Source organism: Halomonas sp. IOP_6 (assembly GCF_021151565.1).
In the GTDB taxonomy this organism is placed as follows: domain Bacteria; phylum Pseudomonadota; class Gammaproteobacteria; order Pseudomonadales; family Halomonadaceae; genus Vreelandella; species Vreelandella alkaliphila.
The window spans coordinates 84022-105620 of record NZ_JAIRBO010000010.1 but is presented as its reverse complement, the minus strand read 5'-3'; the positions used below and the strand labels follow the sequence as shown (position 1 = coordinate 105620).

Below are 21599 nucleotides of genomic sequence, written 5' to 3'. Positions count from 1 at the left end.
CTAGCACTTCCCCTTGCCGGGCGTGCAGGGGACTTTCACCCCCAAGTCATCCTGAGGCACCACCCTCAGGAATAGCGCCTGTTAAGGCGCTGCGCGCCATGCCTGGCGCACCATAAAAAAAGCCCCATGCTAAGAGGCATGGGGCTTTTAAGTATCTGGTAGGACCAGGCGGATTTGAACCGCCGACCTCCACGATGTCAACGTGGCGCTCTAACCAACTGAGCTATGGTCCTAAATATAACTAATCAGCTGCACGTAATATGGTAGGACCAGGCGGATTTGAACCGCCGACCTCCACGATGTCAACGTGGCGCTCTAACCAACTGAGCTATGGTCCTGCTGTGCAACGGATGCGTATTCTACGGCTTCATAGCTGAATTGCAAGTAGTTTTTAGCATTTTGAAATGACGTAAATGAATTAACTCCCCTCAATTTTAATGTCTTATCGACACTTATCTACGGTTACCGCTAAGCTAAACGTAGATTAACCACTATTCACGGTTAAACCAGGAGGCAAACCTTGCTTGGGCCTTTGCTAGGATGCATCGCCATCTCATTGTTACTCGCCACACTGATTGCCCGCGTGCCTATGCGCTGGTGGTGGGTGCGCAGTTTTGAATTTCCCCGACTGCAAATTGCCGTAATGGCTTTAGCGTGTGGCTTAGCTAGCCTGTGGTTACTAGACCCAGGGCCGTGGCGAGTTACCGCGACACTGGTCTCACTCGCCACGCTAGCGCTTCAACTGCGCTACATTTTGCCATGGACAAAGCTCTGGCCTGTGCAGGTAAAAGCCGCCCATAATGCCCCTAAAGACCAGATGATTACGCTGCTAATCGCCAATGTACTGACACCAAACCGTCAGTCAGAAGAATTACTGGCGATGATAACGCGCCACCAGCCCGACATGATTCTCACGTTAGAATCCAACCAATGGTGGCAAGAACGACTTGACCCAGCATTAGATGCGCTGTGGCCTTATAGCGTTAAGATCCCCCTAGATAACCTTTATGGCATGCACCTCTATTCTCGCCTAGCACTGAAAGATACTGAGATTAAGTGGCTTATCCAGGATGACATACCTTCGATTCACACCCAGGTAGAGCTTAAAAGCGGCCAGCATATTCGCTTATTTGCCGTTCACCCAAGACCACCAGCACCCAATGAAAGCGAAAAATCTTTATGGCGTGACGCAGAGCTGTTGTGGATTGGCAAAGAGATACATCGACACCCAAAGGCCACTATCGTTGCCGGCGACCTGAATGATGTTGCCTGGTCACGTACAACACGCCGTTTTTGTCGCATAGGGGGTATGCTGGACCCACGCCGTGGTCGCGGCTTGTACAGCACCTTTCACGCTAATTACCCCCTATTGCGCTGGCCTCTCGACCACGCGTTTGTAAGCGAGCATTTCACCCTCGTCAACATGCAGCGACTTGGGGCGTTCGGATCTGACCACTTCCCTATATTAGCCACTTTTTGCTATCGGCCTTCGCGTCAAAATGAACACGAAACGCCCGACGCCAGTGCAGAAGAGCGTCAAGAGGCGAACAAAACCATTCAAAAGGGCAAAACGGAAACGCAAGAAACCTAACCGCCTACCCTCTTAATATCTCAATAGAGGCTACTCAGGTACGCCTCCTTGCGTTAGTACTGCAGGGTCTAGCAAACGTTCGAGCGTTGAGCGATCTAGGTCGGTCTCTTCCTCCGCAACGTCGATGATTGGGCGCCCAGCTTGATAGGCTTTTTTAGCCACCGCGGCGGCGGCGTTATAGCCAATCACGCTATTAAGGGCCGTGACTAAAATAGGATTCCGTGCGAGCGGCCCCTGTAAATTATCGTCACGCACTTTGAATGTGGCGATAGCACGCTCACCCAACAAGGTGGCTGTGTTACTCATCAATCTAATCGATGTGAGAAGATTCGAAGCCACTAGCGGCAGCATCACGTTGAGCTGGAAGTTTCCACTCTGACCCGCCACTGTTACCGCGGCATCCAAACCGATGACTTGCGCTGCCGCTTGGGCGGCCGACTCAGGAATCACAGGATTTACCTTACCCGGCATAATGGAACTACCAGGCTGTAGTGCCTCAAGTTCAATCTCGCCCAGCCCCGCCAACGGCCCCGAATTCATCCAGCGTAAATCGTTAGCGATCTTCATAACCACACAGGCCAACCCTTTCAACTGCCCCGATAACTCTACGGCAGCATCCTGAGATGCCAAACTGGCAAAAAAGCTATCATTAGGCACAAAAGGTAGGCCCGTTTGCTGACTTAAATCGCTAGCCATTAGCTCGGCAAACCCCTCAGGCGCGTTAATACCGGTGCCCACCGCCGTGCCGCCTTGCGCTAATCGACACAGCCTTGTCATGGCGCTATCAAAACGCTCGATGGCCTGCCCCACTTGGCTCGACCACGCTCCTAGTTCTTGATCCATACGCAGCGGCATGGCATCCATCAGATGAGTACGACCTGTTTTAACAACATGGGCCAGCTCACTCGCCCTACGATCAATCGTGGCCTGCAGCGTCACCAATGCGGGACGAAGCGTTTCATTAACGGCTATCGCTGCCGATAGGTGAATGGCCGTTGGGATAACGTCGTTACTCGACTGCCCCATATTAACGTGATCATTTGGCGTCACTTCGACCCCTTTACGACTGGCAAGCGTCGCTAGCACTTCATTGACGTTCATATTGGTCGACGTACCAGAGCCTGTCTGGAAAACATCGATAGGAAAATGCCCATCATGCTGGCCACTAATCACCGCCCGAGCCGCATTCTCAATCGCCTCCGCGCGGGGTTTATCTAACAAACCCAACTGACAGTTACTCCGCGCAGCAGCGAGCTTTATCCGCGCGACAGCGTGAATAAATGCCGTGGGCATGGGGGTATGCGAGACAGGGAAGTTGTTGATAGCCCGTTGGGTTTGAGCGCCATAAAGCGCATTTGCAGGCACATCGAGCTCACCCATGCTATCCCGTTCAATACGTGTGTCCATCCTGGCACTCCTTTTTAAAAACGGCTTAGCTAACGCCACTCACATCACTAGCGTCACGTTTCCCAACGATTATTTTAGTGATAACGGTTATCTATACGCTTAGCCTAGCCCTACCGGCGCGTTAGGTAAATCCGCGCGTATCATCGACTCACACAGCCACACTCACACGATCCTTAAATTCACTTCACCACAATGTTGCACTGCACAAAAACCCCTGTTATGCTGCAACGCAAGATAACTAGATATCAGCTGCGGTGGATGCTTAACAAAACCGTTGCTGATCAACCAACACTAACGGCACCGTCAATCAATGGGCCGATTAGTGGGCAATGGAACAGGAGTGTTTACCATGCAAACATTTAACACCAACGAAATGACTCAGCAGTTCGACAACATGTTCATGGCACCTGTGCGTGCATACATGACGCTAAGCATCGATTACTCTGAAAAAATGCTTAACGCACAGTTTGATGCCAACAAATCTTACGTAGATACCGGCATCGCCCAAATGCGTCAGCTGATGAGCGTGAAAGACGCCAACGGCCTGCGTAGCTACATGGAAGGCCAGCAAAAAGTGGCTAAAGAACTAGCTGAACGTGTAAAAGGCGATGCAGATAAAGTCGTTGCTCTTCAGCAAGACTTTTTGCAGAAAGGCCAAAAACTGACAGAAGATAATGTTAAGCAAGCGCAAGCTGCTGCTAGCAAAATGAGCAAAACTGCTTAATCCTGTTAGTTATTGACTTGCTGTCATTAAAACGCCCCTGCCAGATAACTGGCAGGGGCGTTTTATCAATTGCGCTTTACCAATTAAGGGCAGACTTAACGAAAGGAATAGTCAGCTTCCGTTTAGCGGATAACGATGCTTGATCAAGCGTTTCCAGCGCATGGCACAAATCCCCCAACTCCCTCGGCCCGCGATGCATAATGTAGCGCCCTACGTCATCAGGCAACTGCATTCCACGTACGTTGGCGCGAAGCTTTAACGCTGATAGGCGTTCGTTATCATCCAACGGATGCAGATGAAACGTAACTCCCCAGGTTAGCCGTGACGCCAAGTCCGGCAATGCAACGTCTAATTGACGTGGGGACGTATTGGCGGCAATCACTAAGGCTTTTCCCGCATCACGCAGCCGATTAAAGGCATGAAACAGAGCCTCTTCCCAACGCTTACGCCCTATCACATATTCAAGATCATCAATGGCGACGAGATCCAAACGTTCGATATCCTCCAGCATCAGCGGTGGAAAATGACCAAGGTCTGCCAATGGAAGATAAAGTGCCCGCTTATCTGCATCCGAGGCGGCATGACACGCCGCCTGTAAAAGATGGCTACGGCCACTGCCCGGCGCGCCCCATAAATATAAGAACGGCTCAGCATCTGACTTAAGCTGCCGGCTCAGGTACTCCATTAATGAAGCGTTTGCTTGTGAGGCATAGTAATTATTAAATGTCGCGTCGTCTCGCAACCCTACCCCAAGCGGTAGCTGTGCCGGTAATCGGCTCATGGTGACTCCCTTTCGTCGTGACGACCCAGTCCATCATTGTAATGTTGCTGTTCTTGCGGACGTTGCTCGGCATCATAGAGAGCACTGCCTTTATAGCGGTCTTTAATTTCCCTTAAAAGCACCATAATGACCGCTGCGGCAGGCAATGCTAAGAGTACGCCCGTCAGACCGAAAAGATGACCGCCCGCCAGTACCGCAAAGATAACCGCAACAGGATGCAAACCTATCTTATCGCCTAACAGCTTAGGCTGAAGTATGACACTTTCTGCCGCCTGACCGATACCGAATACCGCGATCACGCCCAGCACAGCCCACCATGTATCAAATTGGAAAAGCGCCACGATAAGCGCCACCACTAACCCCACAATAAAACCAAGGAACGGCACAATACTGACAAGCCCAGACACAACACCAATCAGCAGGCCGAAGTTCAGCCCCATCAACGTTAGGCCCGCCGCATATATAATGCCTAAACACAGCATGACCAGTAACTGCCCACGTAGAAACGCTGATAGAACTTCATCACAGCGCTGAGCCAAACGGGAAACATCGCTTGTCCATTGACGAGGAACTAAATCAGCAAGACTAGAAATCAGCCTGCTCCAATCAAGTAGTAAATAGAACGTTACGACAGGAATCAGGGCGACGTAGGTAACCCAGGAAACGAAAGCCATCCCAGAACGGCCTATTTGACTTAACGCCTGAGCTGCATAGCTACCCGCATCACGCCAGTTTTCGATCAAAGTTTCTCTAACGTTCGTTAGCTCAGCGCCCAAATCGTAACCCGTCCACTCCTGAACTTGCGGCGCTAATATGTTCTCAATCCAGTTGAAGACACTCGGCAACGCCTCTCCCAGCTGTTTTGTCTGCTGCACAACCAGCGGGATCAAAATAAGCAGGCTTAAAATAAGGATCAGTAACAGGACAAAAAAGACGCTACTAACTGCCCAGGGCCGCTTCATGCCTAACCGCTGGAAATAATTAGCAAGCGGGTCAGCCAAATAGGCCAAAATTAAACCCGCAATAAATGGCATCAGTACCGCATCTAATAAGTAGAGGCAGCCCACCAATACCACCAAAAAAACAACGCCCCACCATGAATGTCGCATGCTCTTTATATCCCTCCTGGAAAGATGGTTAGCGCCCTTAGCGTACTGAATAGTAACAAAAGTAGCGTATTGAACATCGGTTAACGCCGCACATCGATGCGACTTACGTCTCTGGGTGTTACAATCCGTTCCGTTATCGCCCCAGCACTGGCCATTTCGCCAGCACTACCCGTATTGCTATAGGCTTCACAGGATCTGTCATGACCGATACCTCCACTTCTCAGGCCACTCCCTCACTCAGCTATAAAGACGCAGGTGTCGATATTGATGCCGGCAACGCGCTAGTTGATCGCATCAAACACGTTGCCAAACGCACGACACGCCCTGAAGTCCTGGGTGGCCTTGGCGGGTTTGGCGCACTGTGTGAGCTTCCCGCTGGTTATAAACAGCCAGTCCTGGTCTCCGGCACGGATGGTGTCGGCACTAAACTGCGTCTTGCCATGGACCTTGGTAAGCATGACACCATTGGCATTGACTTGGTCGCTATGTGTGTCAACGATTTGATCGTTGCCGGTGCTGAACCACTGCTATTCCTTGACTACTATGCCACGGGTAAGCTGGATGTGGATATCGCTGCAGATGTCGTGACCGGCATTGGCGCTGGTTGCGAACTGGCTGGTTGCGCACTAGTAGGCGGCGAAACTGCGGAAATGCCCGGTATGTACGAGGGCAATGACTACGATTTGGCAGGCTTCTGCGTTGGCGTTGTTGAGAAGGCCGATATTTTAGACGGCAGCAAGGTAGCCGAAGGCGATGTACTGCTGGGATTGGCCTCTTCTGGCCCGCACTCCAATGGCTATTCACTGATTCGCAAAATTCTCGAAATTAGCAACGCTTCACTCAATGATACTGTGGATGGGCAGCCGCTTGGCGACGCGTTAATGGCGCCGACGCGTATTTATGTGAAGTCGTTACTGTCGATGATGCACGGCACAGATATTCCCGTTCACGCGCTCTCCCATATTACGGGTGGTGGTTTACTGGAAAACATTCCCCGTGTTCTACCCGATACCCTCGCAGCCCACGTTGATCTTTCTACCTGGCAACGCCCAGAAGTATTTAACTGGTTACAAGCCCAAGGCAATGTCAGTGAAACGGAAATGCACCGCGTACTGAACTGCGGCATCGGCATGGTGGTTGTAGTTCCCCAGGCCCAAGCTGAAGACGCTATGGCGCATCTGCAAGCTCAAGGCGAGACCGTATATCGAATTGGTCAGATTATTCAGCGCCAGGAGGAAGCCGTCGTTTTGGAGAACCTTCGCGCATGAGCAGTACCGACTTTAATAGTGGCACGTTCAACGACACCATAAACGACATGGCGCCAGAACCAGCAGCGGCGCGACGTATTGTGGTGCTAATTTCTGGCAGTGGCAGTAATTTACAGGCGCTGATTGATGCACAAAGCCATGATCGACTCGGCGGGGAAATCGTCGCTGTTATTTCCAATGAGCCGGATGCCTATGGCTTGAAGCGCGCCTTAGAAGCGGGTATTGAAGCCGTTGCGCTACCTCATCGCGAATATGACAGCCGCGATGCTTACGACGGAGCGCTAATCAAAGTCATCGAACGTCATGAGCCTGACTTGATTGTTTTAGCAGGCTTTATGCGCATTCTGACGCCCCGCTTTGTGCAGCGTTTTTTAGGCAAAATGCTCAATATCCACCCCTCACTGCTGCCCGCCTATCAAGGGTTAAATACCCATGCTCGAGCGCTGGCAGATGGTGTCAAACAGCATGGCTGCAGCGTGCACTTTGTCACTGAAGAGCTAGATGGTGGGCCTGTTGTGCTGCAAGCAGAACTGAACGTTACAAATGAAGATACCGTTGAGACGCTGAAGGAGAAGGTGCACGCTCGTGAACACTTAATCTTCCCAATTGCCGTTCAGTGGTTTCTGCAAGGCCGCCTGCAATATAGCGCTGAAAACGCCACCATGGATGGCCATCCCCTGCCCCCCCATGGTATGCGGCTCTCCCACACAGATGCTGCAGAAGAGCTAGACGAAGAGTTTGACGAAAACACGTAAACGTCACTGTTCTGACCATAAGAAACGCCTTACCGCTATTTAGCGCGTAAGGCGTTTTTCGTTTAGCTTGCGGATATTAAGTGCGAGGCAGCGTAACGCCTCGTTGACCCATATATTTACCACCGCGATCTTTATAAGATGTTTCGCACATCTCATCAGACTCAAGGAATAGCATCTGAGCTACCCCTTCATGGGCATAAATCTTGGCAGGCAGGTTGGTAGTATTTGAAAACTCAAGCGTCACATGTCCTTCCCACTCTGGCTCAAGCGGCGTTACGTTGACAATAATGCCACAGCGCGCGTAAGTGGATTTTCCAAGGCAAATCGTCAGCACACTGCGCGGAATACGAAAATACTCAACCGTGCGTGCTAATGCGAAGGAATTCGGCGGGATAATACACACATCCCCCTTAACATCGACAAAGCTTTTGTCATCAAACGCTTTGGGATCGACAATAGCCGAATGTATGTTGGTAAACACTTTAAATTCATCGGCACAGCGAACATCGTAACCGTAGCTCGACGTGCCATAAGAAATAACGCGCTGATCATTCACATAGCGCACCTGCTCAGCTTCAAACGGTTCAATCATGGCATCGCTTTGTGCCATGCGACGAATCCACTTATCAGATTTAATACTCATTTGTTACGTCATCACTCGCTAAAAGAAATAGTGGGGCCGCCGCTATGGCCGGCATTTACCGATTGCGCTACTTGTTTGGCAATATCTGCAAACGTGCGACTCACTGAACTATCGGGTTCGGAAATCACGCTGGGGCGACCAGAGTCAGCTAACTCACGAATAGATAGCGTTAACGGCAACCGCCCAAGAACTGTCGTATCATACTCTTCCGCGATGCGATCGCCGCCACCGGCACCAAAAATAGCCGCTTCGTGGCCGCAATTTTCACAATGATAAAGACTCATGTTCTCTACCACGCCAAGCACTGGCACATTGACCTTACGGAACATCTCAATGCCTTTGCGGGCATCAAGGAGCGCAATATCCTGAGGCGTGGTGACAATCACGGCGCCTGAAACAGGCACTTTTTGCGCCAGCGTCAGTTGGATATCACCGGTACCTGGCGGCATATCAATCAGCAGGAAATCCAGATTATCCCATTGGGTTTGTGTCAGCATTTGCTGAAACGCACCAACGACCATCGGGCCACGCCAGACCATCGCCTCACGGGTGTTAACCATAAAGGCCATCGACATCGCTTGAAGGCCGTGCGCTTCTAGCGGCAGAAACTTATTGTCCTCCGTCGCCTGAGGCCGTACGCCTTCTTTAACACCCAGCATTTGCGCTTGGCTAGGGCCGTAAATATCAGCATCCAGTACGCCAACACGATACCCCTGGGCAGAAAGCGCTAGTGCCAAGTTCACAGTAACGGTCGATTTGCCGACCCCACCTTTCCCCGATGCCACTGCTACTATATGTTTTACACCGTCCATCAATGGCACTCCTGTCTATTGCGACTAATCTATCCGTGGTTTGAATGATACTCCTAGGCGGCCTATTTCTAAACCAACATACAAAAAGCGGATGCAGGGGGTACCTACATCCGCTTTATTACGCTAGCAATCAGCGCACGATCAAGTGTATAGATCAGTTACTGTTTTGTTGATCCTGCTCTTCAGAACTTGCTTCTTCAGCTTGCTCAGAACCATTTGAATCAGCGTTGTCACTCTGCTCATCAGTAAGAGAAGGCACTTCGTCATTCGCCGCATCGCTTACATGCAAACGACTCTCCAAAGATGAAAGCTCGTCACGCCAATCGCTAAGCTGGGTTTCCAAGCGTGCAAGCTGCTCTTCACGGGCTTCAATATCACTTTCAACATTGGCTACTTCTTCACGGCCAATATCCAGCGCGACCATAAGATCATCCATCTCACTGCGCACTTGGTCGAGGCTCTGTTGCTCTTCTTCTCGCAGTTGGGTTAACGAATCAACCTCGCTTTGCAACTCATCTCGCTCACTAGTGAGCGAGTCACGCTCGCTTTGCAAATTATCCAATTCACTTTGAACGGCTGACACCTCTTCCTCAGTACCGGACAATTGTTCGCTAGCTTCGCTAATCTGGGTTTCTAAACCCGACAGTTCCTCTTGAGCGGCACTAAGCTCGTCAACGGCCTCCTGACGCTCTTGTTCAGCTTGCTGACGTGCCGACTCCGCTTCTTGGCGGGACTCTTCGGCACTTTGACGAGCTTCTTCAGCTTCCTGACGAGCAGACTCAGCTTCGTCACGCGCGCTTACCACTTGATCACGTTCTTCTTTGAGTGCTTGCAAGTCGGCTTCAGCGCTTTCTACTTGCTCACTTAACGTATCGACTTCTTGCTGAAGTGCATCACGCTCAGCTTCTAGCTCTTCAAGACGCGATTGCACCGCACTTGTATCACGCTGAGCGGACTCTAGATCGCTTTGTGCCTGAGCCTGCTGCTCTTCCAGCGCTGCCATTTCCTCACGCATTGCACTTAAATCGGTCTCAGCTTGCTCAACTTCTGCAATCCGCTGGCTAAGCTGGTTATTATCTTGCTCAATGCTGGCTAACTGGCCTTCTAACGTTTCGACACGCTCTTGCCGTGTGCCCGAGTTCGATTGCGCCATAATTGCCCAAATAACAGCAATGGCGGCAATACCAGCAATGCCTTTGACACGGTTGTCTTTAAAAAGCGTTTTCATGTCCGGCTTACTCGCTGGCGCTTGATTATCCGAGTGGTTTGCTTCTGGCATACTGCGTCCCTCTCTTCTTTTTTAGGCTACCGATATCAGCAGCGTTGATAGACATTTAGCACCTGACATTCTTTTACTAGCATACACATCTAGCAACATCTAGCCAGCGATCAACGTATATGACTAACAGCCCATACGGTTACCCGCTTGTTGGTTAACCTAGTGTTTACTTTCCTTAAAGCCTATCGCATCGGCAGCGGCAACCTCAAACCAAGAAAGCGTGGCGTGTAACGACACAACACTGCCAATAATCAATAACGTAGGCGGTGTAATCTCACCTTGGTGAAATGCCTCAGGCAGCTGTTGCAAAGAACCAATATGCGTACATTGGTGCTGTGTTGTGCCCTGTTCAATCAGCGCCAAAGGGGTGCTGGGTGCGAGACCATGGTCAATTAATGCTTGGCGAATTGCCTCTAAGTTACTCAGCCCCATATAAAATACCAAGGTTTGTCCAGGGCTAGCTAACGCTTGCCAATCAAGCGTGCTCTCTCCATGTTGCAAGTGGCCCGTGACTAAGCGAACCGACTGCGCATGGTCTCGGTGTGTCAGAGGAATGCCCGCATAAGCTGCACAACCGGATGCCGCGGTAATACCCGGGATGACTTCTACCGCCACATTTTCAGCCATGAGCGTTTCTAATTCTTCTCCACCTCGGCCAAAAATGAAGGGATCTCCCCCCTTGAGACGCACAACTTGCTTACCTTGCCTGGCCCAAGCCACCAATGTTTGGTTAATTTCATTTTGAGGGACGCTGTGCAACGCCTTCGCCTTGCCAACGTAAAATCGCTCAGCCTTAGGCCCTATCAGGGCTAGCACTTCATCGCTAACGAGGCGGTCGTAGAGCACCACTTCTGCTACCTGAAGCCGCTTATACGCTTTCAACGTCAATAGCTCTGGATCCCCTGGGCCAGCACCTACCAAACTTACCAAACCACCGCCAACTTTTTGAGCGCTAGCCGAATGGCCTGTCTTTATAGTGGCTGCCTTTACTTCGCTCAAAGAAACACCCCGACAATAAAAAATGATCCAATCTATTAAAATGCAATAGGCCTTCCCGTGTCGCGCCAAAGTTTCTATGGAAGACACTTAACGTCACACTAAAATTCTTTTATAGAATATATATAGATCAATTGATTTTAAAAAAAGCAAGCATTGTCAGTAATGGCTTACATATTAGTTACGTTTTTAGGGCTAACCTTTACGATTAACTTTTATTTGGCATATGCTTTGGAGCTTCACGCATGCTCGTGAATGATACAGCCCCAGTACCGCACAGTACTGATAGTCTGATATCCCAGATACCAGGGGTTATTTTTCAATTCTATCGATCACATTGCGGCCGTATGCACTTTCCCTATCTGGAAGGCGGGGGCGAGGCGCTGGCACACATCGACCGACAACAATTAGCGCATGACGCTGGCCAACTTATTGAACACCTAACCGGTCACGATCACCCCAAAATCATGTCGTCTATTGAGCGATCTGCACGCTGGATGCTACCGCTCACAACTCGCTTCCGCCTCCCCTTCCCTAAAGGAAAACCGCACTGGATTGCGGTAAGTGCTAACCCTTCCCCGGCATCCAATGGTGTTCGCTGGAGCGGCATCATGATGGATATTACTGATCAAGTCGCTGAAGAGCAGCGACTAAGAAAACTCTGCGACACCGACCCTTTAACGGGATTGCCTAACCGTCGCAAACTCATGGTGCACTTAACGCACCTAGCCTCATTAAGCACGCGGCATGGGACGCCTTTATCTATCATGATGGTAGATATAGATTATTTTAAACAGCTCAATGATCGTTGGGGACACTTGCAGGGCGATAGCGTACTTGAACAACTTGCCGTGCAAACTCAGCAACTCCTGCGCTGCGAAGATATGGTGGCAAGACTTGGAGGTGAAGAGTTTATGGTCGTGTTGCCGCTTACACCGCTGCAACAATGCCATAAACTCGCTGACCGTCTCCGACATGCCATCGCAAGCTACGATTTTGGAATCGGTGCCGGCCAAGTAACCGTGAGCATTGGTGTAGCGGAGTATCGGTGCGGTGAGCCTTTAGCCAACTTAATAGAGCGCGCTGATCAAGCTCTATACAGCGCGAAAGAGGTTGGTCGCGACTGTGTATGCCTTCTACCCTAATAAGAGCAATTTTAAAAGGAGGCAACACATGACAACGCTTGCTCAGAAAACCTGTGAACCTTGCAGTAGCAACGCCATACCGCTCACTTATAGCGCATGCCAACCCCATCTAGAAGCACTTTCAGAGTGGCAGATTGTTGACCACGATGGCATCATGAAGCTGACGAGACAGTTTACGTTTCGCAACTTTGCCGATGCCCTGGCATTCACCCAGCGCGTTGGCGATATAGCAGAGCAGGCTGGGCACCATCCTGTCATCGTTACTGAGTGGGGTAAAACCACCGTGACATGGTGGTCTCATGCAATAAAGGGCCTGCATCTTAATGATTTCATTCTTGCCGCCAGAACCGACGAGGTAGCCGAATAAATGTTTGAGCAAATTGAGCGAGTCCCAGGAGATGCCATTCTCGGGCTGATCGAAGCTTTCAAAAAAGACACCAATCCCCAGAAAGTCGATTTAGGGGTTGGCGTATATCGCGATGCACAAGGCAATACGCCGGTCATGCGCGCTGTCAAGGAAGCAGAAGCTCGCCTGCTCAAGAATGAAACCACCAAGACCTATATTGGCTCTCACGGTGCCCCTGCTTACGGTGATGCTGTGCTGCCTATGGTATTAGGTACAGATTCTTCCGTATTGAAAGCCAACCGCGCGAGCGCTACCCAGTCTCCTGGTGGAACAGGTGCACTACGCTTAGCCGCTGACTTTATTGCTCACCAGCTTCCTGGAAAAGGAATCTGGGTCAGCGATCCTACTTGGCCAAACCATCACGGCATTTTCACCGCTGCAGGTATCGAACTTCACAAGTACCCCTACGTTGATGCTGACAACCGCCTTGATTTCGATGGTATGTTAGCAGCACTGAAAAAGATTCCTGAAGGCGACGTTGTGGTACTTCACGCTTGCTGCCACAACCCGACCGGCTTTGACCTGTCCAAAGATCAGTGGCAAGAAGTAATGGCGGTACTGAGCGAGCGCAAACTACTGCCATTGGTTGACTTTGCTTACCAAGGTTTCGGGGAAGGCCTGGACGAAGATGCCTATGGTGTTCGTCTGCTGGCCGAAAACCTTGATGAAGTTATCATCACCAGTTCCTGCTCAAAGAACTTTGGCATTTACTGCGAACGCACTGGCTGCTTGATCCTGATTGCAAAAGACGCCGAGCAGATGGAGAACGTTCGCTCTCAGGCTGCCATTGTGGCCCGTGAGAACTACTCTAACCCTCCCGCCCACGGCGGCGCGATTGTTAGCGAAATTCTCCACGACGCTGAGCTGTCTGCAATGTGGCGTGAAGAGCTGACCGAAATGCGTGATCGCATCAATACGCTGCGTCGCGACTTCGTTGAAGCCCTTAAGCCTTACGGCCTTGATGAAAAGTATGCATGCGTTGCAGAACAGCGTGGCATGTTCTCTTACACCGGTTTAACCCCCGAGCAAGTAGACCGCCTGCGTGACGAATTCGGTATTTACATGGTGCGCTCTGGCCGTGCCAACGTTGCAGGATTCTCACACGAGAATTTACCTTACCTCGCTAAAGCCATCGCTGCCGTTAACGAATAACGCCAGTGAGTTGTTAACCTTAGTGTCAACAGCTAAAACGCCCAGGCAAATTGCCTGGGCGTTTTTGTAGATGAATTGAAGATAAGCCACTGAACAGGCAAGCGATTGTTATGTACAATTGCCCGCTTGCCGCCAGAGCCTGGGGCGCCCGTGCGGCGTCCGCTACAACGCAATGCTTGACCGATCAGTCAAATCTTCGGCACACTCAGCATAGCCTTGTATACAACACACCATAACTAAGAGGCCTATCATGGCAGCTGTCGGCACTCACTATCCGTGGTACAAAAAAGAAGATACCGACGCGTTTTTCGCGCTGTTTCAAAACAATATTGCCAACTTTGTCATTATCGCAATTACCATGCTGGGCATGGGGTTCCCCACATCCATTGTGTATGGTCAGGTGTTACCTGGTGCCGCAGTGGCAGTCATGGCAGGCAATTTTTATTACGCATGGAGTGCCGCTAGGCTCGCACGCAAAGAAAACCGCAGTGATGTCACCGCGCTCTCCTACGGCATCTCCACACCGGTCATGTTTGTGTTTCTATTCGGCGTATTGCTCCCCGCCAAGCAGTTAACCGGTGACGCGGAATTAGCCTGGAAAGTTGCCGTGGCCGCCTGCTTTATTAGCGGCGCAATAGAAGCCTTGATTAGCATTATTGGCCGCTGGGTGCAGTATCACCTCCCACGGGCGGCCATGTTGGGCGCTGTTGCTGGCGTCGCACTCACCTTTATTGCCGGTGAGATGCTATTTAAAACCCTGGAAATGCCTATCATTGGACTTCTGGTGCTCGGCATTATCATTGTTGGTCTTGTGGCCCGCGTCAGCATGCCATTTAAGCTACCGACATCGCTGTTTGCCATTGTGGTCGGTACTGCGATGGCATATTTGATTGGCGATGCGGGCAGTGAACGCTTTAGCGATGCTTTTACACATTTAGGGTTCTACCCCCTACTGCCTAATTTGGCATGGTATGAAGGGCTAGGCTTGCTGTTTACCGGCATGCTGGCCGTACTTACCGTCGTGCTCCCCATCACCCTCTATAACGCTATTGAAACCATGAATAACGTTGAAGCGATGGAAGCGGCTGGCGATAAATACGATGTGCGCGAGTGCCAGGCAGTGGACGGAGCAGGCACGATGATCGGCGCTCTATTTGGCGGCGTATTCCCGACAACTGTTTATATCGCAACGGTGGGCGCGAAGTGGATGGGGGCAGGACGAGGCTACAGCATTTTAAACGGTGCCGTTTATGCCCTCGCCACCATGTTTGGTCTGATCGCTGCCTTAGCGGCCATTATTCCGGTCTCAGTAGTGGCCCCTATCTTGGTATTTGTCGGCATGTCGATGATAGCCACTGCATTTCAAGCGAACGATACCCGCTATTATCCGGCCATTGCGCTGGCGATGCTGCCCTACTTTGCCAACTACGTAATGACACGCTTCAACCGGGGTGCTGGTGACGTCGTCAGCGATATTTCCAGTGCCATTGTTGTCATGGGACAAGGTGCGATGTTTATGGCCATCTTCCTAGGGGCCATGACAGTATCGGTGATCGATCATCAGTTCCGGCGTGCAGCCGCATTCGCCGCCATTGCGGCAGGCTTCTCATTTGTAGGACTGATGCACGCCCCAAAACTGGCCTTCAACGCGGCGCCTGAATTTGTCATGGGTTACTTGGGCATGGCATTACTGTTTATGTACTTCTCGTTCCAGGAAGCCCCTAAGAAGCACTAAACTGCATTACTTGCTGAATCCCGCCTGCCGATGCGGGCGGGATAAAATGCGCTTGAGCACTATCCAAGCAACCATACCTGCCAACACGTTACCCAATGCCGCACCAGCGGCTAAGCCTGTCCAGCCAAACAACTGCGCACCCAACCATAAACAAGGTAGATAGCAAATAAACAAGCGTGCGCTTGAAAGCAGCATTGCTCTAAGTGGCCAGCCGAGAGCGTTACCTGCAGACACCACCAGCATACACACGCCCAGCGCAGCATAACTTGGCAACAAAAAGCGAATTAGCAGCGCGAGCTCACTTTGCACCTCCTGGTTCCCGGCTAACACCATAGCCACCCAGGGTGAAGCCAGCGCCAGCAACAGCCCCAGGCTAAGCTGCCATATCAACGCGACATTCACTGCCAAGCGCATCAGTTGCTGAATCTGTCCCCAGTCGCCCGCGCCATAGCAGCGCCCAAGCCATGGTGGTAGCGACATAGTCATCGCCAATATCACCATCAGCGAAACCGTTTCTAGGCGGCTGGCAAGCCCCCAAGCCGCCACTTGGGTATCTCCTAGGCTAGCAACAGCCGCAATCGCCAACATCGCCGCCAGTGGCGGCATCAACTGGCTAACCATAGCAGGAGCAGCAATACCGGTAAAAAGCCGCCACGAGCGCCTAGCTTCTTGCCATAGTGCGGTATTCGTCGTCCACTTTCGATGCTTTAGTTTAATACTGCTGAATAACAGCCCCACAAAAAATGCAATGGCGGTCGCCCAAGCCGCGCCCGCTAGCCCCCACCCCTGCCAAGAACCAATACCAAAAATAAATAGCGGGTCCAATCCCAGATTAACAAGGCTACTAAGCACCATCATCTTACCTGGCAGCCGTGTATCGCCGTGAGCACGAAACACGCTATAGATAAAATAGAGCAGCGCGCCTAGCCAAGCCGAAAATAGCTGTGGCCCCCAGTAAGCGCGAATATAGACCAGCGCGCTATCATCGGCACCTAGCAACCTGAATATGGGTACTTGAAGAAACCAGAGCACTACAGCTAATAGACCGATGACAAGCCCACCGGCAATTAGCACCAGACTACCTAACCGCTTCGCTCTACTCTCTTCTCCAGCCCCTAGAGCTCGGGAAATCAGCGCCGCAATCGCGATCCCCATTCCCACTTGAATACCAATAATCAGAAATGACAAAGGAAAGGTAAACGACTGAGCGGCCAAGGGCGCTGTTCCCAAACGGGCAATAAAAGCACTATCTACAAGCTGGAAACCCAATAGCGCCAACACGCCAATGGCCATCGGCCACGTTTGACGCCATAAGGTTATCGCCAGCTCGCGTTGCTGCATAATGACCGCTGCCAAAGAGAAATCCTCAAAACAGAGTAGATAACGGTGAACGCCACCTAGTTAACAATACTTACAACCTACGAGATGTAAGTTGTTTCTAGTAACTCCCAACGCAAAAGCGCCATCACCCAGGCAAGGGTGATGGCGCTTTTTGCTTACACTCGCTTACTGACGAATGCCTTCAAACGTCACGTAAAGCTCCAGCTCGTGCATTGATTCTGGGAAGTCGCTCATATCAATGCCGAAATCATCCAGTGTTAACATGGTGCTGCCTTCAAAACCTGCACGGTAATTGCCCCAGGGGTCATCACCTTCACCCATTAAGGTAACAGGCATTTCAATTTCTTGTGTCTCACCATGAAGCGTTAGCTCACCGGTTACGACGCCTTCATTTTCACCCGTTGATTCAAAACCTGTTGAAGTGAAAGTTGCCGTAGGATATTCGCTGGCATCAAGAAAATCGCTGCTCAAGAAGTGACGATCACGCTCTGCATGATTAGTGTTCAGGCTGCTCACCTGCACTTCCATTTCTACAGAAGAGGCCTCTAAATCTTCTGGGTCATAAGAGAATTGACCGTCAAACTCTTCGAAAGTACCCAGAATATAGGAAAAGCCGAGGTGGCTAATTTTGAATTGAACAAAGGCGTGCTGGCCTTCAGTGTCAATTTGATATTCTGCTGCTTGCGCTTGGCTGAACGTCGCTAGCGAAGCGGCGGCAATTGCAGTAGCAAAAGCGGTTTTCTTTAACATCGTGGAAATCTCCTTTATTTTCCTAATAAACACTACGAGCAAACTATCAGCGCAGTGGACAAAAAAATTCCATTACCGCTTGCGGCCATGAGCAGGGTTAACCATCCGCACGAGTGTCGAGTGGCGATCCCACCAATGATGCTTCATCGCGGCTAGCGCGTGCCCTGCGGCCAATACCATAAGTGCCAGGGCGCTGTACCAGTGAACATCGCCTGCCAGACTAGCTTGATCAGGAAGCCCGTGGAGCAGCGCTGGCACTTCAAACCAATCAAACACACTAATTCCGCGCCCGTTGGCAGTAGAAATCAAATAGCCACTAACAAGCACTAACAATAACAAGACATATAACATTATATGCCCAGCATGGGCAGCTAGACGTTCAAAGCGACTACCCTCTGCATGAGGCGTTGGTTGAATCAAGCGCCATACCAAGCGAGCAAAGGTAGCTATTAATAACAAGATACCAATCGAGCGATGCACCCACGGCGCTTGGTTATACCATGTATCGTAGTAGCCAAGATCTGTCATCCACCAACCTAAAGCAAACAACCCTACAATGGTTAATGCACTTAGCCAGTGAAGAGTAATACTAATGACTCCCCAACCACTCTGCGTGTTCCGCCACATCCTTGATTTCCTCATTTACAACAGCGATAGCTCATGCCCGCTGTAAGTACATACTTATATAAAGCATACCGTCTTGCTAATCAAAACACTGCTGAAAAAAGCAGAACACACCATTCGTAAAAAACGTTTGTTAAAAAACATTCGTAAAGTCGTAGTTAAAAACTGCCGCCAGCGAAGCAAGCAATAAAAAACCGGCCACGAATGACCGGCTTATCAAAACGCTATTTGAATCGCTCAGCTAGCCGCCAAAGCATCCAGGCCAGCGGCAAGATCATGCTGAATATCAGCTTGGCTTTCCAACCCTACCGCTACGCGAATCAGCCCTGGCGTGATGCCCGCAGCATCTTTCTGCGCATCAGAAAGACGCCCATGGGTGGTGGTAGCCGGATGGGTAATCGTCGTTTTAACATCCCCTAGATTGCCAGTGATGGACAGCATGCGCGTTGCATCAATCACTTGCCAAGCCCCTTTTTGGCCACCTATCACTTCAAAGCCTAATACGGCCCCAAACCCTTGCTGCTGTTTTTTGGCAAGCGCATGCTGAGGGTGGGCTTCTAAACCACTGTAATACACTTTATTAACGGCCGGGTGTTGATCTAACCAGAGCGCCAAAGTCAGCGCATTTTCGCAATGCGCTTTCATGCGCAACGATAAGGTTTCAAGACCTTTGGTGAAAATCCACGCATTAAAGGGGCTCAGGCAAGGCCCGCAAGTACGTACCACACCAAACACTTCTTCCAATACGTCGTGTTTACCAACCACTGCGCCACCCACAGCACGTCCCTGGCCATCCAGATACTTCGTTGCTGAATGGATAACTAAGTCAGCGCCAAGTGCAATTGGCTGCTGAAGTGCCGGTGTTAAGAAGCAGTTATCAATCGCCAAAAGTGCACCACTACGCTTAGCAAGTTCAGCTAATGCTGGAATATCTGCGACTTCAGACAGTGGATTGGAAGGTGTTTCCGCAAACAACAGTTTAGTATTTGGGCCGATGGCCTCTTCCCAGGCAGAAACGTTAGATAGCTCTACATAACGAGTCGTGATGCCAAATTTTCCCAGGTATTTGTCAAACAAACTCACGGTAGAACCAAACAGCGACCGAGATGCAACAATTTCATCGCCGGCACTTAGCAGTGCCAACGCCGTCGATAAAATGGCCGACATACCCGAACTTGTTGCCACGCACCGCTCACCACCTTCAAGCGCCGCCAAACGGCGCTCGAACGTATGCACAGTAGGATTAGTAAAGCGCGAATAGACGTTGCCCGGCTCCTGCCCCCCAAACTTGCGCGCGGCTTCAGCCGCGCTTTCGTAAACAAAGCTTGAAGTGGGAAAAATGGGCTCGGCATGCTCTTGCTCAAACGTACGGTGATGGCCCGCGCGAATGGCAAGGGTCTCTAGCGACCAATCATCCTGGTGACTATCATCATGCATGGCTGAGCACCTTTTAAAACGTCAATAAAAGTTATAATACGGGCTATTAAGCGGCATTAGTCGTCAAGATCATCATCATCTTGGTTATGCATATCCACTAGCGCATGGTCGCCCGCACTTTGATCTTTAGCCGCGTCATTACGACTCGCTTCAAGCACCGCCAAGTAGGCATCATCAATATCGCCAGTGACGTAGTTACCGTCGAAGACTGAGCAATCAAACTCATCCATCTCAGGATTAACCTCACGGCAAGCTGCTTTCAAATCTTCCAGGTCTTGATAGAAAATTCGATCTGCACCAATCAGTTGGCCAACCTCTTCTTCTGTGCGGCCATGCGCAATCAGTTCTTTTGCTGCTGGCATATCAATGCCATAGACATTGGGGTAGCGAACGGGCGGAGCAGCAGAAGCGAAATACACTTTACGAGCCCCTGCATCGCGAGCCATCTGAATAATCTGCTTACAGGTGGTTCCTCGCACAATAGAGTCATCCACCAGCAGCACATTTTTGCCTTTGAATTCGACATCAATGGCGTTCAATTTTTGACGCACCGATTTTCTACGCTGCGTTTGGCCCGGCATAATAAACGTACGGCCAATATAGCGGTTCTTCATAAACCCTTCGCGGTAGGTCACACCCAAGTGCTGAGCCATCTCAAGGGCAGAGGTGCGCGACGTATCGGGAATTGGAATGACAACGTCAATATCGTGATCAGGCCATTCGTTAAGAATGCGGTCGCCAAGTTTGCGTCCCATCTGCATACGCGTGCCATACACGTAGGCACCATCAAGAATAGAGTCGGGGCGCGCCAGGTAAACATGCTCAAAAATACAGGAAGTCAACACAGGTCGATCAGCACACACCTGGGTGTGAATCTGTCCCTGCATGTCGACGAAAATCGCTTCACCTGGTGAAAGGTCACGCTCCAGCTCAAAGCCACCTACATCTAGGGCGACGGATTCCGAAGCAATCATGACCTCCTGGCCCTCGTCACTTTGGCGAGTACCAAATACCACGGGACGAATACCATGAGGATCCCGAAATGCCACCATGCCAAAACCGTTAATGATCGCGACCGCCGCGTAGCCGCCTTTGCAGCGCCGGTGCACTCTACGAACGGCATCAAAAATATCCTCGGCTTCCAGGTGCAGACCCTGCTTACCCAGCTCATGGGCAAATACGTTTAGCAAAACTTCAGAATCAGAGCTGGTATTGATGTGACGAAGGTCAGTCGAGAAAAGTTCTTGCTTTAACTGCTCAGAGTTAGTCAGGTTACCGTTGTGAGCCAGCGCAATACCGTAGGGGGAATTGACATAAAACGGCTGAGACTCAGCTTCACTAGAGGAACCAGCGGTTGGATAACGTACGTGACCAATGCCAAGGTTACCTTTTAGGCGAGCCATGTGGCGGGTATGGAACACATCTCGCACCAGCCCGTTACTCTTGCGCAGTAGGAAGCGTCCCTCGCTCCAAGTCATCATGCCGGCAGCGTCCTGGCCCCGATGCTGAAGTACGGTCAGAGCATCGTAGATTCCCTGATTTACCGCCTGCTTGGCCAGAAGGCCCACTATACCGCACATTCAATTTACCTCGCTTTAGTGCCATGGTTCACCGTAGCAAACCCGTACGTTCATCAAACGAATG

At 50.8% G+C, this 21599-nt stretch carries 20 protein-coding genes and 2 tRNA genes; 8 read left to right on the top strand and 14 right to left on the bottom strand.

The window, feature by feature from the left end; genetic code table 11:
* Positions 1-156 precede the first annotated feature (156 nt).
* Positions 157-233, bottom strand: a tRNA-Val gene (locus K7H08_RS16285).
* A gap of 28 nt (positions 234-261) precedes the next feature.
* A tRNA-Val gene (locus K7H08_RS16280) sits at positions 262-338 on the bottom strand.
* Positions 339-520: 182 nt separating this feature from the next.
* Here K7H08_RS16280 and K7H08_RS16275 point away from each other — a divergent pair.
* The gene (locus K7H08_RS16275) at positions 521-1591 is read left to right on the top strand and encodes an endonuclease/exonuclease/phosphatase family protein (protein ID WP_095604130.1); all 1071 of its coding nucleotides are present in this window, start codon (positions 521-523) and stop codon (positions 1589-1591) included.
* A gap of 30 nt (positions 1592-1621) precedes the next feature.
* Here the strand turns inward: K7H08_RS16275 and K7H08_RS16270 are convergent, their stop codons facing one another.
* Positions 1622-2998: a class II fumarate hydratase gene (locus K7H08_RS16270; RefSeq protein WP_231658532.1), complete on the bottom strand. Its 1377-nt coding sequence runs from the start codon at positions 2996-2998 to the stop codon at positions 1622-1624.
* Between the two features lie 349 nt (positions 2999-3347).
* Here K7H08_RS16270 and K7H08_RS16265 point away from each other — a divergent pair, with 349 nt between their 5' ends.
* Complete coding sequence (locus tag K7H08_RS16265; RefSeq protein ID WP_038483751.1) at positions 3348-3722, top strand: phasin family protein; 375 nt, start codon at positions 3348-3350, stop codon at positions 3720-3722.
* Between the two features lie 76 nt (positions 3723-3798).
* Here K7H08_RS16265 and hda read toward each other — a convergent pair whose 3' ends face one another.
* Both hda and K7H08_RS16255 read right to left on the bottom strand, forming a co-directional pair.
* Positions 3799-4503, bottom strand: a complete 705-nt coding sequence (gene hda / locus K7H08_RS16260; protein ID WP_231658531.1) for a DnaA regulatory inactivator Hda — start codon at positions 4501-4503, stop codon at positions 3799-3801.
* Positions 4500-5612: an AI-2E family transporter gene (locus K7H08_RS16255; RefSeq protein ID WP_038483747.1), complete on the bottom strand. Its 1113-nt coding sequence runs from the start codon at positions 5610-5612 to the stop codon at positions 4500-4502. Before K7H08_RS16255 ends, hda begins: the two co-directional genes overlap by 4 nt.
* A 200-nt stretch (positions 5613-5812) precedes the next feature.
* Between K7H08_RS16255 and purM the strand changes: the two genes are divergently transcribed.
* Positions 5813-6880: a phosphoribosylformylglycinamidine cyclo-ligase gene (purM, locus tag K7H08_RS16250; RefSeq protein WP_231658530.1), complete on the top strand. Its 1068-nt coding sequence runs from the start codon at positions 5813-5815 to the stop codon at positions 6878-6880.
* Complete coding sequence (purN, locus tag K7H08_RS16245) at positions 6877-7635, top strand: phosphoribosylglycinamide formyltransferase (protein ID WP_038483743.1); 759 nt, start codon at positions 6877-6879, stop codon at positions 7633-7635. The genes purM and purN overlap by 4 nt, the downstream gene beginning before the upstream one ends.
* Before the next feature lie 76 nt (positions 7636-7711).
* Here the strand turns inward: purN and dcd are convergent, their stop codons facing one another.
* From dcd to cobA, 4 genes are all read right to left on the bottom strand, one after another.
* On the bottom strand, positions 7712-8278 hold the full coding sequence (dcd, locus tag K7H08_RS16240; protein WP_038483741.1) for a dCTP deaminase: 567 nt from the start codon (positions 8276-8278) through the stop codon (positions 7712-7714).
* An 11-nt stretch (positions 8279-8289) separates the two neighbouring features.
* Positions 8290-9090, bottom strand: coding sequence for an iron-sulfur cluster carrier protein ApbC (gene apbC / locus K7H08_RS16235; RefSeq protein ID WP_120387039.1), 801 nt, complete (start codon positions 9088-9090; stop codon positions 8290-8292).
* 154 nt (positions 9091-9244) lie between these two features.
* The gene (locus K7H08_RS16230) at positions 9245-10369 is read right to left on the bottom strand and encodes a kinesin (protein ID WP_231658529.1); all 1125 of its coding nucleotides are present in this window, start codon (positions 10367-10369) and stop codon (positions 9245-9247) included.
* Between the two features lie 159 nt (positions 10370-10528).
* Complete coding sequence (cobA, locus tag K7H08_RS16225) at positions 10529-11299, bottom strand: uroporphyrinogen-III C-methyltransferase (RefSeq protein WP_231658535.1); 771 nt, start codon at positions 11297-11299, stop codon at positions 10529-10531.
* Positions 11300-11610: 311 nt separating this feature from the next.
* Here cobA and K7H08_RS16220 point away from each other — a divergent pair, with 311 nt between their 5' ends.
* The 4 genes from K7H08_RS16220 to K7H08_RS16205 all read left to right on the top strand — a co-directional run bounded on the left by K7H08_RS16220 (position 11611) and on the right by K7H08_RS16205 (position 15803).
* Positions 11611-12510 (top strand): GGDEF domain-containing protein, encoded by a 900-nt coding sequence (locus K7H08_RS16220; protein WP_038483735.1) that lies wholly within the window; start codon positions 11611-11613, stop codon positions 12508-12510.
* 28 nt (positions 12511-12538) lie between these two features.
* Positions 12539-12877 carry a 4a-hydroxytetrahydrobiopterin dehydratase gene (locus K7H08_RS16215; protein ID WP_038483733.1) on the top strand — a complete coding sequence of 113 codons (339 nt, stop codon included), beginning with the start codon at positions 12539-12541 and terminating at the stop codon, positions 12875-12877.
* Positions 12878-14068: an amino acid aminotransferase gene (locus tag K7H08_RS16210; protein ID WP_038483732.1), complete on the top strand. Its 1191-nt coding sequence runs from the start codon at positions 12878-12880 to the stop codon at positions 14066-14068. It begins immediately after the preceding gene.
* A gap of 250 nt (positions 14069-14318) precedes the next feature.
* Entirely contained in the window at positions 14319-15803 is a 1485-nt protein-coding gene (locus K7H08_RS16205) for a uracil permease (RefSeq protein ID WP_038483730.1), read from the top strand.
* A 6-nt stretch (positions 15804-15809) separates the two neighbouring features.
* On the opposite strand, the gene K7H08_RS16200 is transcribed toward K7H08_RS16205, so the two are convergent.
* From K7H08_RS16200 to purF, 5 genes are all read right to left on the bottom strand, one after another.
* Positions 15810-17144: an MATE family efflux transporter gene (locus K7H08_RS16200; RefSeq protein ID WP_231658534.1), complete on the bottom strand. Its 1335-nt coding sequence runs from the start codon at positions 17142-17144 to the stop codon at positions 15810-15812.
* A 165-nt stretch (positions 17145-17309) separates the two neighbouring features.
* Positions 17310-17894 (bottom strand): YceI family protein, encoded by a 585-nt coding sequence (locus K7H08_RS16195; RefSeq protein ID WP_038483727.1) that lies wholly within the window; start codon positions 17892-17894, stop codon positions 17310-17312.
* Between the two features lie 72 nt (positions 17895-17966).
* Positions 17967-18521 (bottom strand): cytochrome b, encoded by a 555-nt coding sequence (locus K7H08_RS16190; RefSeq protein ID WP_038483725.1) that lies wholly within the window; start codon positions 18519-18521, stop codon positions 17967-17969.
* A gap of 234 nt (positions 18522-18755) precedes the next feature.
* Positions 18756-19955: an O-succinylhomoserine sulfhydrylase gene (locus tag K7H08_RS16185; protein ID WP_120387042.1), complete on the bottom strand. Its 1200-nt coding sequence runs from the start codon at positions 19953-19955 to the stop codon at positions 18756-18758.
* 56 nt (positions 19956-20011) lie between these two features.
* Positions 20012-21535, bottom strand: coding sequence for an amidophosphoribosyltransferase (gene purF, locus K7H08_RS16180; RefSeq protein ID WP_038483721.1), 1524 nt, complete (start codon positions 21533-21535; stop codon positions 20012-20014).
* Between the last annotated feature and the right edge of the window lie 64 nt (positions 21536-21599).